Origin of the sequence: Massilia sp. Se16.2.3, from assembly GCF_014171595.1 — a bacterium.
Lineage (GTDB): Bacteria > Pseudomonadota > Gammaproteobacteria > Burkholderiales > Burkholderiaceae_D > Telluria.
On the sequence record NZ_CP050451.1, the window covers coordinates 1535412 to 1551577 of the forward strand.

The 16166-nt window shown below is 66.8% G+C and carries 15 protein-coding genes and 1 pseudogene; 11 read left to right on the top strand and 5 right to left on the bottom strand.

From position 1 onward, the window contains the following. Positions 1–2 precede the first annotated feature (2 nt). Together G4G31_RS07080 and G4G31_RS07085 are read right to left on the bottom strand one after the other, a co-directional pair. A complete protein-coding gene (locus G4G31_RS07080) occupies positions 3–938 on the bottom strand; it encodes a bestrophin family protein (protein WP_182990839.1) in 936 nt (311 codons plus the stop codon). A 128-nt stretch (positions 939–1066) separates the two neighbouring features. Further along, positions 1067–1573: a host attachment protein gene (locus G4G31_RS07085; protein ID WP_182990840.1), complete on the bottom strand. Its 507-nt coding sequence runs from the start codon at positions 1571–1573 to the stop codon at positions 1067–1069. A gap of 298 nt (positions 1574–1871) precedes the next feature. On the opposite strand from G4G31_RS07085, the gene G4G31_RS07090 reads away from it, so the two are divergent. The 9 genes and pseudogenes from G4G31_RS07090 to G4G31_RS07115 all read left to right on the top strand — a co-directional run bounded on the left by G4G31_RS07090 (position 1872) and on the right by G4G31_RS07115 (position 9413). Beyond that, positions 1872–2111 (top strand): hypothetical protein, encoded by a 240-nt coding sequence (locus G4G31_RS07090; protein ID WP_182990841.1) that lies wholly within the window; start codon positions 1872–1874, stop codon positions 2109–2111. Continuing rightward, positions 2092–2388, top strand: a complete 297-nt coding sequence (locus tag G4G31_RS07095; RefSeq protein WP_182990842.1) for a hypothetical protein — start codon at positions 2092–2094, stop codon at positions 2386–2388. The genes G4G31_RS07090 and G4G31_RS07095 overlap by 20 nt, the downstream gene beginning before the upstream one ends. A 37-nt stretch (positions 2389–2425) precedes the next feature. Beyond that, on the top strand, positions 2426–2626 hold the full coding sequence (locus G4G31_RS07100) for a DUF2905 domain-containing protein (RefSeq protein WP_182990843.1): 201 nt from the start codon (positions 2426–2428) through the stop codon (positions 2624–2626). A 276-nt stretch (positions 2627–2902) separates the two neighbouring features. Then, complete coding sequence (locus G4G31_RS07105; protein ID WP_182990844.1) at positions 2903–5557, top strand: TonB-dependent receptor; 2655 nt, start codon at positions 2903–2905, stop codon at positions 5555–5557. Positions 5558–5655: 98 nt separating this feature from the next. After that, positions 5656–6519 carry a carbohydate-binding domain-containing protein gene (locus G4G31_RS25430; protein WP_229425432.1) on the top strand — a complete coding sequence of 288 codons (864 nt, stop codon included), beginning with the start codon at positions 5656–5658 and terminating at the stop codon, positions 6517–6519. Then, positions 6519–7085: pseudogene (locus G4G31_RS27475) on the top strand (family 20 glycosylhydrolase); the annotation flags it as partial. The gene G4G31_RS25430 and the pseudogene G4G31_RS27475, both read left to right, overlap by 1 nt. A gap of 79 nt (positions 7086–7164) precedes the next feature. Then, on the top strand, positions 7165–7767 hold the full coding sequence (locus tag G4G31_RS27480) for a family 20 glycosylhydrolase (protein WP_267873661.1): 603 nt from the start codon (positions 7165–7167) through the stop codon (positions 7765–7767). After that, a complete protein-coding gene (locus tag G4G31_RS25440) occupies positions 7721–8140 on the top strand; it encodes a chitobiase/beta-hexosaminidase C-terminal domain-containing protein (protein ID WP_229425433.1) in 420 nt (139 codons plus the stop codon). Before G4G31_RS27480 ends, G4G31_RS25440 begins: the two co-directional genes overlap by 47 nt. Then, the gene (locus G4G31_RS07115) at positions 8133–9413 is read left to right on the top strand and encodes an MFS transporter (protein ID WP_182990845.1); all 1281 of its coding nucleotides are present in this window, start codon (positions 8133–8135) and stop codon (positions 9411–9413) included. The genes G4G31_RS25440 and G4G31_RS07115 overlap by 8 nt, the downstream gene beginning before the upstream one ends. A 95-nt stretch (positions 9414–9508) precedes the next feature. On the opposite strand, the gene G4G31_RS07120 is transcribed toward G4G31_RS07115, so the two are convergent. Beyond that, on the bottom strand, positions 9509–10411 hold the full coding sequence (locus tag G4G31_RS07120) for a helix-turn-helix domain-containing protein (RefSeq protein ID WP_182990846.1): 903 nt from the start codon (positions 10409–10411) through the stop codon (positions 9509–9511). A gap of 258 nt (positions 10412–10669) precedes the next feature. Between G4G31_RS07120 and G4G31_RS07125 the strand changes: the two genes are divergently transcribed. Next, the gene (locus G4G31_RS07125) at positions 10670–12727 is read left to right on the top strand and encodes a M13 family metallopeptidase (RefSeq protein ID WP_182990847.1); all 2058 of its coding nucleotides are present in this window, start codon (positions 10670–10672) and stop codon (positions 12725–12727) included. A 91-nt stretch (positions 12728–12818) separates the two neighbouring features. Here G4G31_RS07125 and G4G31_RS07130 read toward each other — a convergent pair whose 3' ends face one another. Further along, positions 12819–13661 carry a CAP domain-containing protein gene (locus G4G31_RS07130; protein ID WP_182990848.1) on the bottom strand — a complete coding sequence of 281 codons (843 nt, stop codon included), beginning with the start codon at positions 13659–13661 and terminating at the stop codon, positions 12819–12821. 163 nt (positions 13662–13824) lie between these two features. Beyond that, entirely contained in the window at positions 13825–14805 is a 981-nt protein-coding gene (locus G4G31_RS07135) for a LysR family transcriptional regulator (RefSeq protein ID WP_182990849.1), read from the bottom strand. Positions 14806–14970: 165 nt separating this feature from the next. On the opposite strand from G4G31_RS07135, the gene G4G31_RS07140 reads away from it, so the two are divergent. Next, positions 14971–16062 (top strand): alkene reductase, encoded by a 1092-nt coding sequence (locus tag G4G31_RS07140; RefSeq protein WP_182990850.1) that lies wholly within the window; start codon positions 14971–14973, stop codon positions 16060–16062. Positions 16063–16166 lie beyond the last annotated feature (104 nt).

The window sequence follows — 16166 nt, forward strand, 5'->3', positions numbered from 1 at the left end:
GGTCAGCGCAGCCAGTAGTTCACAGGGCTCAACGGTGGCGGCAGGTCCGGGTCGCCCAGGGCGTCGCGCAGGTCGATCTCGATGACGCGGCAGAGGGCATCGAGGGGCAGGTCGTTCGGCGACAGGCCGAAAGGCTCCTCGATTTCGTCGCCCAGCGCGTCGAGGCCGTAGAAGGTATAGGCGACGATGCCGACCACCAGCGGCGTCATGTAGCCGATGGCATCGACCAGGCCGAAGGGCAGCAGGAAGCAATACAGGTAGGCGGTGCGGTGCAGCAGCAGCGTGTACGAGAACGGCACCGGCGTATTCTTGATGCGTTCGCATGCGGCGGCGGTGGCGACCATTCCCGACAGGGTGGTGTCGAGTGTTGCCGCGCTGACGCTGTCGAGCAGGCCGGCGCGGCGGCAGCGCGCGATATCGGCGCCCATCTCGAGCATCAGCGCCTGGTGCAGGTTGACGCGTCCGCACAGTGACTGCCATTCGCCAGGGTCGAGATGCGGTGCCACATCGGGGGCCGGGTCGCTGCGGCGCAGGCCATGGCGCAGCGCATGGGCGAATGCCACCGCGCGGCGCAGCATGCGGCTGCGCAGGACGCCTCCGGGCGCGGGGTCGCCGGCCCCGTCGTCCACCAGGCTCAGGCATTGACGCGCGAGATTGCGGCTGCGCGTGACCAGTTCGCCCCACAGCTTGCGTCCTTCCCAGTAGCGGTCATAGGCCGAGTTGTTCCGAAAGCCCAGGAAGATTGCCAGCGGCAAGCCCATCAGCGTGAACGGGATGGTGGTCACGCGGATTTTCTGGTGCCAGAGTTCACCGTGGGTCGCGGTGACGACCACGGCCAGCACGACAGTGAAGAGCAGGCTCTTCCAGATGCTCGGCATGACCGAGCCGCGCATGGTGATGAACAGGCGCAGGCCGGTCGGCCGGTCGCGCACGATCATGTCGCTTCTCCCTGGCGCAAGGCTTGCCTCATGACCCCGGTCGGGCAATAAGGTGCCTGACCGCCGCGCGGACGGGCAAAAAAAACGCCAACCCGCAGGTTGGCGTGACGGTCATGCCGGGCGTGGCCTTACTCCGACTTCGCCTGTTGAGCCTGCAGCTGCTCGCGCAGCTGGTGCGGGGCGACGTGGGTGTAGTCCTTGTTGAACTCCTGCTTGATCGCCGCCTTCACGTGCGGGTCGAGGTTCAGGCGCAGCGTGCCGAGGAATTGCGGCGAGGCCGACAGCACGATGTTGTTGTAGCGGCCTTCCTGCTGGGCTTTCAGCAGGAATTGCGAGATCTCCTTCGCGAAGAGTTCGGTCTCGTGTTCGACCGGCGTCTGGTTCGGCTCGTACTGCTTGTTCGGTGCGCCGGCGCCATGGCCGTTGTGCGACATCGCCACCGCGTTGGTACCGATATTGTGGCTGCTCTTGCCGGCCGAGGTCGGCCCGAGCCTGTCGGTTTCGCTTTCGGCGGTGCGCAGGCGCGCGCCGTTGTTCACCATGTCCTCGAGTTCCTGCAGCGGCTCTGCCGGGTCCTGTTCGGAAAAGAAGCGTGCCCGGCCTGCATTGGCCGTCATGATCCAGGTTGTTGGCATGTTACCCCCTGTGAATTTTAGTCGTGAATGATGTGCGCACCCGCTATCCGTGACAGGTGCGGGAACGAGCGTGTAAGCGAACAACCCGTACGCATACGGAGGGGCTGTGGCCGGCGCTGCGCGTCCTGCGCGGTGCAGCTTGCAGCCCATGCATGCCGGTTGTCGCGTCGAGGCCAGTGTAGCACTGGGGTTTCGATCCGCGACGCACCGCTGCCGCCGCCTGCTGCGCGCCGGTCCGGCCACGACTTCGGCACAATCATCCGGTACGTTTTACGTCGCACTGAACAGGAGATCGACTATGGCAAACGAGCAACGAGATACGCAACAGGGCGCCGGCAGCGCACCCGGGCAACAGGTGAGCAATGCCGATACGCTGGCCGAAGGCGGCGCACGGCCCGTGCAGGGCCAGCAGCGCCCGGTTGGGGCCGACATCGTCGGCGCCGCCGGCGGCACCGATGCGGCAGCCGGCGCGAAGATGGCCGGCAGCAGCGGCCCCGGCGGTGCCAAACCTGCGCCACATGGACGACACCGCCGGTAACCCCGGTACCCCTGGCGGCACCCTTGCCGGGGAAGCCATCAGCCCGGCAGCAGGGGCGGGCGCGGCGGGCGGTACTGGCCTGGGCGAAGCGTCGGCCGGCGACGACACGCGCGAGAACGGCAGCGCCGGCGGTCAGGCCAGCTCGATGGCAGCGGGCGGTGATCCGAGCGGCGGCAATACGCTGGCGGGCAACCGCGGCGGCGCCGGCGGCGGCAGCCGCGGCACGGGCAGCCGGGGCAGCGGCAGTGGTGGCGGCAGCCAGGGTGGCCAGCCTTGAGCGGGCCCGCTCCGCACGGACGGCAGCCTGCACCACCATGCAGCGCACCCTGATCGTCCCGGGCCTGGCGATCGCCGCCATCGGCGTCGCCTGGCCCCGGCTGCGCCGGCTCCCCTTCGGCCGCCTGCCGGGCGACATCCATGTCGTGCGCGAAGGCTTCAGCTTCAGTTTTCCGGTCGTGACCTGCATCGTTATTTCAATCGTGGTGTCGGTCATTCTCTGGCTATTCAAACGCTGAGCCGCTCCGCAACCTGCATCCACGCAGCCAAGACGCCACCTCCGGGTGGCGTTTTTTTTGCCCACGCTGCTAGCACACCCCCATGTCCAAAATGTGACACCCCTGTACGCTCAGCAAGATTTGACAAACATGGCCACAAAAATAACAACACAATGCCGTCCATACGAAGAGGAGAGGCGCACAGCGTCCGCCACATTCGAAACGGGTTGGTACTGCAACTGAACGGCTGCACCGGCGTCACGCCGTGCCGGCCACCATGAATGTTTTGGAGACGACATGAACGAGTTGAAGGCACGGCATCACACCAAACATACCGCGATCGCGGCCGCAGTCATGCTACTGGTGGCGGGGAGCGCCTTCGAGGCCCACGCCCAGGAACAGGCGCCGGGCACGGGCGAACCGGTGCAGCAGGTCGTTGTCACCGGCGTGCGCGCGGCGCTGGAACAGTCGCTGCGCCAGAAGCGCGGCGCCGACTCGGTGGTCGAAGTCGTCACCGCCGAGGACATCGGCAAGATGCCCGATAAAAACGTGGCCGATGCCATCCAGCGCCTGCCCGGCGTGAACACCCAGTCCTCGGCCGGCGGCGAGGGCGGCTTCGGCGAGAACGACCGCGTCAGCCTGCGCGGCACCAGCCCCAGCCTGCAGCAGACCCTGTTCAACGGCCACGCCATCAGCACCGGCGACTGGTTCCTGCTGAACCAGATCGGCGGCAACGTCGGCCGCTCAAGCAGTTTTTCGCTGCTGCCGTCGGAACTGGTCGGCTCCATCGTCGTCCAAAAAAGTCCTACCGCCGACCTGGTGGAGGGGGGCGTTTCCGGCGCCATCAACGTCATCACGCGCCGTCCGCTCGACTTCCGCCAGCCGCTCACCGTCGAGGGCTCGATCCAGGCGAACTACAACGACCTGTCCGGCAAGACCGAGCCGCACATCTCCGGCCTGGTGTCCTGGAAGAACGCCGCGAACACCGCCGGCTTCCTGCTGCAGGGCTTCTCCGAAAAAGCCGCCGTACGCCGCGACGGCCAGGAGATCCTCGGCTACACCCCGATCGACCCGACCAGCGCCGCGGCCGTCGCCAATCCATCGCTGGCCGGCGTGGTGATGCCGACCTTTATCGGCGCCAGCCTGTTCGAGCAGACCAAGAAGCGCAGCGGCGGCGCCTTCGACTTCGAGCTGCGCCCGATGCGTGGCCTCAGCCTCGACGTCAACGGCTTCTATTCCGAACTCAAGGCCCCGCACCTGAACACCAACTGGCTGGCCGCGCCGGCCAATTCAATCAACCGGGACGGCCTGATTCCGCAAAATCCTGTCGTGCGCAACAATACCCTGGTCGGTGCCGGCTTTACCGCCAACAGCGGCGAAGTCGACAACATCTACCGCCCGAATGCGGGCGGCGAATCCTGGTACCTCGACTTCAACGGCAAGTTCAAGGTCAACGACGATCTCACCGTGTCGGGCAAGCTGGGCAAAACCCACGGCGTGGGCTACGACCGCGACGATGTCTTCTACCAGAACAACGTCGACGGCGGCATGGTGTATGCCCTCAATGGCCTGTCGCCGGCTTCGGTCAGCTACCCCGGCGGGAACACCGCGGTGCCCGGCTCCACCGCCTGGGCCGGCGGCGGCGAGGCACAATCGGTCGACCAGGAAAAGTATGCGCAGGTCGATGCCGACTGGCGCGTGCGCGACTCCATCGTCACCATGCTGCGCTTTGGTGCGCGCTTCACCGACCACCATCGCACGGCCGAGCACCCGTTGGAAACCCGTCCGGGACCGAACGGATTCTCGAACCCGGGCCCGGCCTGGAACGGCCAGATGTACCCGTCCGATTTCGCCAGGGACCTCGGTGGCAACCTGTCGTCGAACTACTTCAAATACGACGGCGCCGCGCTCGGCGCCTGGGGTGCGGTGCCCGGCAACCGCCTGCTCGACTACACGCTGCGCCACAACTGGACCGACGAATTCCAGGTCGGCGAAAAGACCTCGGCCCTATACGGCATGGCTGAATTCGGCGGCGACCGCTGGAGCGGCAACGCCGGCCTGCGCGCGGTGGAAACGCGCCAGAACACGGTGGTGAACCTGCCGGGCGGCCCGAACCCGGTCACCGGTTCAGCCTTCGGTCCCTACACGCCGACCACCTTCAAGCGTACCTACCGCGACTACCTGCCGAGCGTGAACGTCAAGTTCGATGCACGCGAGGACCTGGTGCTGCGCGCGGCGCTGGCGAAGACCATCGCCCGGCCGGATTACTCGGCGCTCGGAGGTTCGGTGTCGCTCAACGACGACGCCCTGAGCGGCAGCGGCGGCAACGTCAACCTGGACCCGGTCCGCTCGACCAACTTCGACCTCTCGGCCGAATGGTATTTCGCACCGAAAGCGCTGCTCTCGGCAGGCTTCTTCTACATGGACCTGCGTTCGATCGTCGCCCAGGGCACCAGCACCGGCACCTACTACAACAACAAGAGGAGCGCCCCGGCCGAGTACCAGATCACCTCGCCCTTCAACACCACCGGCACCAACAAGGGCATCGAGTTGAGCTGGCAGCAGCCCTTGTGGAACAACTTCGGCTTCCTCGCCAACTACACTTACGCCGATGGCGAACTCGATGATGGCGGCGAGCTGCTGAACTCCTCGAAGCGCACCTGGAACCTGACCGGCTTCTTCGAGAACGAACGCTTCAGCGCGCGCCTGGCCTACAACTTCCGCTCGGCCTACAAGGCCGGCGTGGACCGCGGCGCCAGCCAGCACGTGGACGACATGCCTTCGCTGGCGGCGTCCGTCAACGTCAAGCTGACCGAGCAGCTCACGCTGACCTTCGATGCGCTCAATCTCACCAACGAGACCATCAAGATGTATGCCGAGAACAAGGACCGTCCGCGGGCCTTCTACTCCAACGGCCGCACCTTCTACGTCGGCATTCGCGGCAAGTTGTAAACCTCTGTCCTGCGGTGCATCCGCCGGTTCCGTAGCCGGCGGTGATTCGGGCAAGGCCGCCTGCGGTCTTGCCCTTTTTTCTGGAACAAGGGAAAACGATGCCGACAAGGTCTCCAGTGTCCATCGAGTGGGAATGCCTGGCCAACGGCGTGCGCGAGAATACTTTCGCGGCGCGGCTGGCGCTGCGCAACGAAGGCGAGGCGCCGATCGCGGCGGGCTGGCAGCTGTACTTCAATACCTGCCGCAAGGTGCTGGCGGACACCGTCAGCCCCGCTTTCCTCATCGAGCATGTGAACGGCGACCTGTTTCGCCTGACGCTGCGCGAACGCGCACCCTGGCAGGCGGGCGAGGAGTTCGACATCCGCTACGAAGCGCGCTTCTGGGCCATCAGCATCACCGATGCGCCGCTCGGCTTCTACCTCGTCACCGGCGAGGGCGAGGCAATCGACCTGGGCGATCCGCACATTGTCCCTTTCACACGTGCGGCGCAGCGTGCACGCCATAGCGAAGACCGCGTGCCGACGAACGATGCCGCGCGCCGCTTCGACGACAATGCCGGCTTGCGCCTGCTACCCATCGAGGAGGTCGGACGCATCACGCCACAGCCGCTGGCGAGCCGTTTCACGGACGCATCCTGCCGCATCGGCAGCGACAGTCCGTTGCTGCACGAGGCGGCGCTGGCCGGCGAAGCGGCTTTCCTGCGCACGCTGCTGGCCGGGCTGGCGCCCGGAGGCGCCGGGGTGCGCATCACGCTCGAGACGGGGCCGGTGGACGTGGGGCAGGGCGTGCCGGAAGAAGCCTACCGGCTCGATATCGCGCTCGATCAAATCCGCCTGCGCGGCGCTTCGGCGCACGGCGTCTTCAACGGCCTGCAGACGCTGCGCCAGCTGATCGAAGCTGACGGCAGCGTGCCGCTCGGGGGGAGGTCGTCGACGCACCGCGCTTTGGCTACCGCGGCATGATGCTGGACGTGGCGCGCCATTTCGCCGGTGTCGACACGGTACTGCGCCTGCTGGACTGCATGGCCCGCTACAAACTGAACCGCTTTCATTTTCACCTCACAGACGACGAAGGCTGGCGCCTCGCAATCGCCGCGCTGCCCGAACTGACCGAAGTCGGGGCCCGGCGCGGCGTGGCCGCTGCCGGCAAGGCCCGCCTGCCGCCATCCTTCGGCTCGGGCGCGCAGGTGGATGGCTCGGCCGGCAGCGGTTACTACAACGCGGACGAATTCATCGCCATCCTGCGCTACGCACATGCGCGCCATATCGAGGTCATCCCCGAGTTCAACATGCCGGGCCATGCGCGCGCCGCCGTGCAGGCGATGCGTGTGCGCCACGACCGCCTGCTGGCGCAGGGAGATGTGGCCGGCGCAATGGCCTATCGCCTCGACGATCCGGACGACACGTCCCGCTACGAATCGGTGCAGCTGTGGCACGACAACGTGATCTGCATCGCGCTGCCTGCGGTGGACCGCTTCATCGATACGGTGGTGGCTGAAGTACGCGCCCTCTACCGCGAGGCCGGAGTGCCGCTACGCGCCATCCACACCGGCGGCGACGAGGTGCCACTCGGTGCCTGGCTCGGCTCCCCCAATCTGCCGCGCGCGCATGGCGGAACAGGGCTGGCAGGACGTGGCCGAGCTGCGTGCCGACTTCGTGGCACGCTGCCGCGCCATCCTGGCAGTCCACGGCCTGGCCTTTGCCGGCTGGGACGACACCGCACTGCTGCACCCGACGCCCGGCGGCGCCGAGGCTTCAAACAATCCGGGCGCCGAGCCCGACCCGCGCTTTGCCGGACCCGGCTTCCAGGTGTATGTGTGGAACAATGCCTGGGGCTCGGGCCAGGAAGACTGCGCCTTCAAGCTGGCCAATGCCGGCTATGAGGTGGTGCTGGCGAACGCCGCCAACCTCTACTTCGACCTGGCCTATGCGAAAGACCCGCAGGAGCCCGGCTATTACTGGGCCGGCTTCGTCGACACGCGCCAGGCCTTCCTTTTCAGCCCGCTCGACCTGACGCTGCTGCCCGGTGCCGACCAGATGGGACGGCCGCTGTCCCCGATGCGCTGGGGCGGCTGGTACCGCTGGCGGCGCCGGAGCGCGTGCTCGGCCTGCAGGGCCAGCTGTGGGGCGAGAACGCGCACTCGCGCGCGCGCATCGAATACCGGTGGCGCCCCGGCTGCTGGCATTGGCCGAGCGCGCCTGGAGTCTTGACCCCGGCTGGCAGCGGATTGCGGATCCGGCCCGGCGCGCCGAGCGGATCGCGGCCGACTGGAACGCATTCGCCAACCGCCTCGGCCAGCGCGAACTGCCGCGCCTGGACCGCGATCCGCCCGGCTACGGCTATCGGCTGCCGCCACCCGGTGTCGTGCGACGCGACGGCGTCATCCGGGCGAACGTCGCGCTGCCCGGACTGAGCTTGCGCTATGCATTCGATAACGGCGAGCTTGACGGCGCCAGTCCCCGCTACACTGGACCGTTGACGCCGCCGCCGGGTGCCGGCACATTGCGGATTGCCAGTTTCGACACGCGCGGCCGCGCCAGCCGCGTTGTCACCCTCGACCTGAAGGATGCTCCCGATGCGTAATGCTCCTCCTCTTGCCGTGCCGGTAGCGGCGCCGCGCCACCCGCTGGCCTGGGTGCCGACCCTGTACCTGGCCCAGGGCCTGCCGTTCTATGCGGTAGCCCTGGTGGCGGGCCTGATGTTCAAGAGCATGGGCGTGCCCAACGAGCAGATCGCCCGCTGGACGGGTTTGCTCGGCCTGGCCTGGGTGTTCAAGGCCCTGTGGAGTCCCTTCCTCGAGCTGGCGCGCAGCAAGAAGCGGCTGGTGGTCGCCTTCCAGCTGCTCGGTGCCGCGGCGCTGGCGGCGCTCGCGCTGGGCTTGCAGCTGCCGGCCTGGTTCGCCCTCGCGATCGCGGCGCTGGCCGTGGTGTCGCTGGCGTCGAGCACCCATGACATCGCTGCCGACGGCCTGTACATCATCAGCCTGTCGGCACGCCAGCAGGCGATGTACGCGGGCTGGCAGGGCGCCTTTTTCAATACCGGCAAATTCCTGTCGCTGGGCGGGCTGGTGATCCTGGCCGGCTACCTGGAAGGACGCATCGGTGTCGCGCCGGCATGGACCGTGGTGTTTGCACTGATGGCGGCGGCCATGGCGGGACTGGGCCTGTATCACGGCTGGGCCTTGCCCGGCACCCTGACGGTGCCGCCGGCCGATGCGTCGCTGCGCGGCGTCGCGCGCACGCTGGTCGAGGTGGTCAAGGATTTCTTCGCCAAGGACGGGATCTGGATGTACATCGTCTTCATCGTCGCCTTCCGCCTGGCGGAGGGGCAGATCCAGACCATCGGCCCGCTGTTCCTGCGCGATGCGCGTGCGCTCGGCGGCCTGGGCTTGAGCACCGGGGAAGTCGGCATCGTGTATGGCACTGCCGGCACGGTTGCCTTCCTGGTGGGCAGTATCGGCGGCGGCTATTTCACGGCCTGGCTGGGCCTGCGCCGTGCGCTGCCCTTCCTGATCCTGGCGATGAATTTGCCGAACCTGGTGTTCTGCTACCTGAGCGCGGCGCAGCCGGCCTCGCTCACGCTGATCGCCGCGGCGCTGTCGATCGAGATGTTCGGCTACGGCTTCGGCTTCGTCGGCATCATCCTGTTCATCATGCAGGTGGTGGCGCGCGGGCGCTTCCAGACCGCGCACTATGCGCTCGGCACCGGTTTCATGCAGCTTGGCCTGGTACTGTCGAAGATGGTCAGCGGGGATATCCAGGCGGCGCTGGGTTACCGCTCGTTTTTCCTGTGGGTGCTGGTGTGTGCGTTGCCGGGGCTGGTGTTGACGCGCTTCCTGCGTTTTGACGACAAGTAAGGTGGGCGGGGCCGCCGAGGCACGCTGTGCCCACGCGGTATTGCCAACAATGACCATGATTCGGCGTGGGCACGGGGTGCCCACGCTACGGACGATCAGCGCTTCTTGACCGGCAGCGCCAGCCAGCCCTGCCAGCCATCGTCCTGCCCGCGCTCGACCTTCTGGATATGCGGGCGCGTGCTGTCGAGGCGCCAGACGCTCTGGCGGTCGAGCCAGTCTTCGTACATCGAGCGAAAGCGCGGCCACTCGCCGGAAAAATCGAGGCAGGCGTAGCTGCCGGCCGGGAGCACGCGCGTGCCCAGCGACGGGTCCGGCCTGTCGCTGCCGGCAAAGCCGAAGTCGTAGCAGTACTCGCGCTCGCCCGTGAAACCGGGGTCTTCGTCGAACACGCCGTACCGGGCGTGGTGCGCCCGACGTCGCCGCGGCGTTCGCGCTCGCAGATGAAATCGTTGCAGGCGATCGACAGCGCAGCGCCCGACTGGCCGAAGAAGCGCTGGTAGCGCAGGGCGATCGGCGCCAGCGCCTGCACCCGGATGCGCGCGGACCACGCTGCCCGGCGCCGGCGGAGAATAGGGCGCCAGGATCACGTCCAGGTTGCCCGGTTCGGCGACAAAGAAGCTGACGTCGCTCTCGCGTCCGACCTGCTGGTCCATGTAGGTGCGCCAGCCACCTTCGCGCCAGGCCTTGGCCGACATCGCGAACTGCTGCTTGAAGGCCTTGGCGAAGGCGGCGTTGGACGGAAAACCGCAGTCCTGGGCGATGCGCAGGATGGAGACGTCGGGCTCGTGGCGCAACAGGTGTGCGGCGCGGCGCAGGCGGCGTTTTCTCTGGTATTCCACGGCGGAAAAGCCGGTCAGCTCGCGGAAGATGCGGTCGAAGTGGAAGGAGGAATAGCTGGCCGAGGCGGCCAGGTTCTTCAGCGCCAGCGGGTCGCCCACCGAGTCGAGCATCAGGTCCATGACCTCGTACAGGCGCGAGACGCGCGAGGTGGGCTTCATGGACGCAGCTCTCTGGCGATGGATGGGCGGGAATGCGGCATTGGAACGATCGTTGGCAAAGTTCTATTCATTATGGCTGAAGTCCGCGGTGCTGGCGACCATTCCCGTCAATACACGCCCGCCGTTTTCGATAGCGCCCGTACGTACGGGCGCCCTGCCATGCCGGCATGCGCCGGCAATCGCCCCTGCTTCCCTTGGCAGGGCCAGCCATTTGCTTTAGCATCGGCCGGTTGACCATGATTCGAAAGCGGAGAGACCATGAAGCCTACCCTGTGCAGCACCCTGATCGCGGGGCTGTTTGCCGCCGCCAGCCACGCTGGCGCCCACGATGCGGTACCGGCACCGGCACCGGCCGCGGCCGCGGTGTCCGGCGTCGACGTCGCTGCGATTGATCGGAGCGTGCGTGCACAGGACGACTTCTTCCGCTACAGCCAGGGCACATGGCTGAAGGACGTCGAGATTCCGTCGGACCGCTCGAGCTGGGGCGCCTTCAACGTCGCCCAGGACAAGGTCGAGGGCCAGGTGCGCGACATCGTCGAGGGCGCGGCCGGCGACAAGGACGCCCGTCCTGGTTCCGACATCCGGAAGATGGGCGACTACTACGCCAGCTACGTCGACGAGACCCGCCGCAATGCGCTGGGCCTGGCGCCCCTGAAGCAGGAGCTGGCACGTGTCCAGGCCCTGAAGGACAAGCGCGGCATCGCGGCACTGGCGGCGCGCTTTTCCCGCCTGGATGCCGGTGCGCCGCTCGACATGGTCGTTCATCAGGACAACCGCGATTCGACGCGCTACATCGTCGACATCAACCAGTCCGGCCTGGGCATGCCGAACCGCGACTACTACCTGCAGGACGAGGCGCGCCTGAAGGACATCCGCGCCCGGTACCAGGCCCACGTCGAGAAGATGCTGGCGCTGGCCGGACACGCGGACGCCGCTGCCAAAGCCGCGCAGATCCTCGCGCTGGAAACGGAGATCGCGCGCGTGCAGTGGAGCGCCGTGGAAAACCGCGATCCGGTCAAGGGTTACAACAAGCTCTCGTTCGCCCAGCTGAAAACCCTGACCCCGCACTTCGACTGGCAGGCCTACGCGAAGGGCACCGGCATTGCCGGCAAGGTCGATTCGCTCATCGTCAGCCAGCCGAGCTACCTCGAGAAGCTGGATAAACTCATCGTCGCCACGCCGCTCGATACCTGGAAATCCTATTTCGCCTTCCGCCTGCTGAGCAGCTACGCCCCTTACCTGTCGCAGCCCTTCGTGGACGAGAACTTCGCCTTCCGCGGCACCGTGCTGTCGGGTGCGAAGGTGAACCGTCCTTTGGAGAAGCGCGCGATTGCCCAGGTCAACCGCGACCTGTCCGAGATCGTCGGCAAGGTCTATGTCGAGAAGCACTTCCCGGCCGAGCGCCGCGCGCAGGTGGAAGCGATGGTGAAGAACTTCGTCACGGCCTTCGGCGAAGGCATCGAGAAGCTGGACTGGATGACCGAGGAGACCAGGAAGCAGGCGCAGTTGAAGCTCTCGAAGATGAAGGCGAAGATCGGCTACCCGGACAAGTGGCGCGATTACTCCAGCCTGGCGATCGAACGCGGCGACCTGGTGGGCAACGTGATGCGTGCGCGCGAATTCGCGCACGCGTATGGCATCGGCAAGCTGGGGAAACCGGTGGACCGCAGCGCCTGGAGCATGTCGCCGCAGACCGTCAACGCCTACTACAGCCCCGAGCTGAACGAGGTCGTGTTCCCGGCCGCGCGCCTGCAGTATCCGCTGTACGACGCCAACGCCGAGCCGGCGGTCAACTACGGCGCGGTCGGCATCTCGATCGGCCACGAGATCAGTCACGCTTTCGACGACCAGGGTTCGCAGTTCGATGGCGACGGCAACCTGCGCAACTGGTGGACGAAAGAGGACGCCGACAAGTTCGCGGCACGCGGCAAGGTGCTCGTTGCCCAGTACGGCGCCTACAGCCCGCTGCCGGGCTACCACGTGAACGGCGAATTGACGCTGGGCGAGAACATCGCCGACAACGCCGGCGCCATCATGGCCAGCCGCGCTTATAAAATCTACCTGGCCGGCAAGCCGGCGCCGGTCATCGACGGCTTCACCGCCGAGCAGCGCCTGTTCATGGGCCTGGCCCAGGTCCGGCGCGGCAAGGCGCGCGATGCGGCGTTGATCTCGCAGGTGAAGTCCGATCCGCACTCGCCGTCGGAATTCCGCGTCAACGGCAGCCTGCGCAACCATCCTGGTTTCTACGAAGCCTACGACGTCAAGCCGGGCGACAAGATGTATCTGGCGCCGGAAGAACGCGTCATCTTCTGGTAGGGCGGGGCGGCGCATCCGGCGCGATGCCGGGTCGCCGCAAGTCTCCTGCGCGAGCGCTCGCGCTGCAATCAGCCCCGCGGCCGCGCCAACCCTACCGGGGCACCGCGAATACCTGGGTCCAGTACACGAAGCCTGGCATGCGTGCGCGGCTGATGTCGTAGCCGGCGCCCATCTCGACAAAGGAGGGGTTCATCAGGTTGGCGCAGTGGCCGGGGCTGTCCAGCCAGCCCTCGACCGCTTCTTTCGGCGTGGTCTGGCCGGCGGCGATGTTTTCGCCGACCTGGCGCCAGTTGTAGCCGGCACGGCTGGAGCGCAGGCCCACTTCGCTGCCGTCGCTGCCCCGGTGGGCGAAATGGCGGTGCGTGGCCATGTCGCGGCTGTGCACCAGCGCGGCGGCGGCCAGTGCATCGTTCCAGCGCACCGGTGCGGCCGGGCCGAAGGAGCGCTCGCCACACATGCGCGGGCTGGCGCGCGCCGCGTTCACCAGGCCGAGGATCTCGCGGCCTACCTCCTGCTGGCCAGGCAGCGTTACCGGCGGCAGCGGCCGCGCCAGCACGATCGTCCATTCCTCGCCGCGGCGGCTGGTGCCGACTTCCGTGAAGCTCGCATCCAGCAGGGCGCGGCAATAGGGTTTGCGAATCGCCTCCATTGCCGCCGCCGCGTCGGCTGCGCCACGTACGCCGATCACCTCCACGCTGGCGGCATGGTAGCCCGCCTGCTCCAGCACCGATTCCGGAAAGGCACCGGGGCCGAAACGCACGCGCGCCAGCGTCGCTTGGGCGCGCAAGGGCGGTGCGGGCCTGCCGGCGCAGGCGTCGGGATGGGCGCGGTAGTCGTTGATCAGGGCGACCAGGCCCGGGTCGCCCTGGGCATGAGCGGCACCCGTTGCCAGCAAGGCAGTGGCGAGCAGGGAGGTGGAAACGAAATGTTGCATGTCACTATCGGAAAGCGGTATCCGGAACAGGATGCCCATGCACTGCACATGGGGACGCTCCTGCGATTGGCAAGTCGGCGCGGCTTGTGACTGCAGTCCGGCTTGCCTTCGCGGCACGGGCATCGGGAATCGCGTCCGATCGGCGTTGCCAAGCGGTAAATGGTCAGTGCTGCCTGGCGTCCCTGCCGCCGTAGTCGCCCAGCGTCGCCAGCGCATCGTCCTTCCCGTCCCGCGCCAGCATCGGCGAAATATCCGGGTCGCGTGCGAATTCCTCGGCAAAGAAAGACACGAAATGGCTGATCTTGAGTGAGGGCCGGCGCGCCGGCTGGAACACGACGTTCAATGGCAGCGGCGGCAGCCGGTAGTTCGTCAGGATCGGTTTCACGCGGCCGGCGCGGATGTCGTCGCCGTACACCCACTGCGGCGTGTAGCAGATGCCGAGGCCCTCGACCACGGCCTGGCGGATCGCTTCGGAGCTGTTCGACTGCAGGTGGCCATTCACCCGCACCGTGTGGTGAGCGCCGTCCTCGTCCTGGAAGTTCCATTCGTTGAGGTTGGTGAGGCCCGTGTAGACGATGCACTGGTGGCGGGCCAGGTCCTCCGGGTGCTGCGGCTCGCCATGCCGCGCAAGATAAGCCGGGGAAGCGAGGGCGGCGCGGTGGGCGGTGCCGATGCGGCGCGCGATCAGGCGGCTGTCCTTGAGTTCACCGACGCGGAAGGCGACGTCGATGCCGCCAACGACCAGGTCGACGAAACTGTCGTCGAGCTGCAGGTCGATCTTCAGCTGCGGATAGCGCGCAAAGAAGGCCGCCAGGCGCGGTACGATGTGCAGGCGCCCGAAGGAGACCGGCGCGGCCACGCGCAGCACGCCGGTGATCTCGTTCTCGGTGCGCTGGACTTCGACGCGCGCTTCCTCCAGCGTGTCGAGTACCTGGCGGCAGCGCTCGTAGTAGCGCTTGCCTGCTTCGGTCAACGCGTGGCTGCGCGTGGAGCGCACCAGCAGCCTGGCGCCGAGCAGGGTTTCCAGCGCCTGCACCTGTTTGCTGATGGCCGACTGGGTACTGCGCTCCTCGCGCGCGACGGCCGAGAAGTTGCCGGTCTCGACGACGCGGACAAAGGTTTCCATCAGGCGCAAGCGGTCCATCTTGTCTCCATCCATTCCGGTCAGGAATAGATCATATCATTCGTGCGGCCTACCCAATGCTTATGGGAATACGCATACTGTTCATTGTCGTGGCCGCCGGCGACCGCCTCCCATGGCGTAGCGACCGGCGGCCCAATCATCCAACTTCTAGAAACGGAACGGACAATGACCCAGAAACTGTTTCAAGCTACCCGCATCGGCGACATCGACGTCGCCAACCGTGTCGTGATGGCCCCGCTGACCCGCAGCCGCGCCGACGAGGCCGCCGGCGACATCCCGGGCAGCCCGATGAACATCGAATACTATCGCCAGCGCAGCAACGCCGGCCTGATCATCAGCGAAGGCACCCAGGTCTCGCCGGTCGGCAAGGGCTACATGGCCACGCCGGGCATCTATTCGGATGCCCAGGTCGAAGGCTGGAAGCCGATCACCCAGGCCGTGCACGAAGCCGGCTCGAAGATCGTCGCCCAGATCTGGCATGTGGGCCGCGTGACGCACCCGATTCTCACCGGCGGCGTGCAGCCGATCGCCCCGTCGGCGGTGGCGCCGAAAGTGGTGGCCTACACCCACGCCGGCAAGGTCGACGCACCGGTGCCGCGTGAACTGGCCCTCGACGAGATCAAGCAGATCGTCGACGAGTACCGCCGCGGCGCCGCCAACGCGATCCGCGCCGGTTTCGACGGCATCGAACTGCATGGCGCCAACGGCTACCTGATCGACCAGTTCCTGCGCGATGGCGCAAATAAACGTACCGACGCCTACGGCGGTTCGATCGAGAACCGTGCCCGCTTCGCGCTGGAAGTCGTCGACGCCGTGGTGGCCGAGATCGGCGCCGGCCGCGTCGGCATCCGCCTCTCGCCCGTCACCCCGGCCAACGACCTGTCCGATACCAATCCACAAGCCGTGTTCGGTTACCTGGTCGAAGAGCTGGACAAGCGCGGCATCGCCTTCATCCACTTCGTCGAAGGCGCCACCGGCGGCCCGCGCGACATCCCCGGCTTCGATTTCGCCTGGGCGCGCAAGGCCTTCAAGGGTACCTATATCGCCAACAACGGCTATACCCGCGACATGGCGATCGAGGCGGTGGAATCGGGCCGCGCCGATGCGGTGGCTTTCGGCCGTGCGTATATCGCCAATCCGGACCTGGTGCAGCGCCTGAAACTGAACGCGCCGCTCAACACGCCGGACCCGAAGACTTTCTATGTGCCGGGCGAAGCCGGGTATATCGATTACCCGACGCTGGACCAGGCGGCCTGAGCGGCTGGGAAGTCGCCAGGACCAGTGAGAACGCCAACCTGAGGGTTGGCGTTTTTGTTCGCGCGATGCGCGCCCAGAGAAATCATGCAGTACAGAAATGTAGC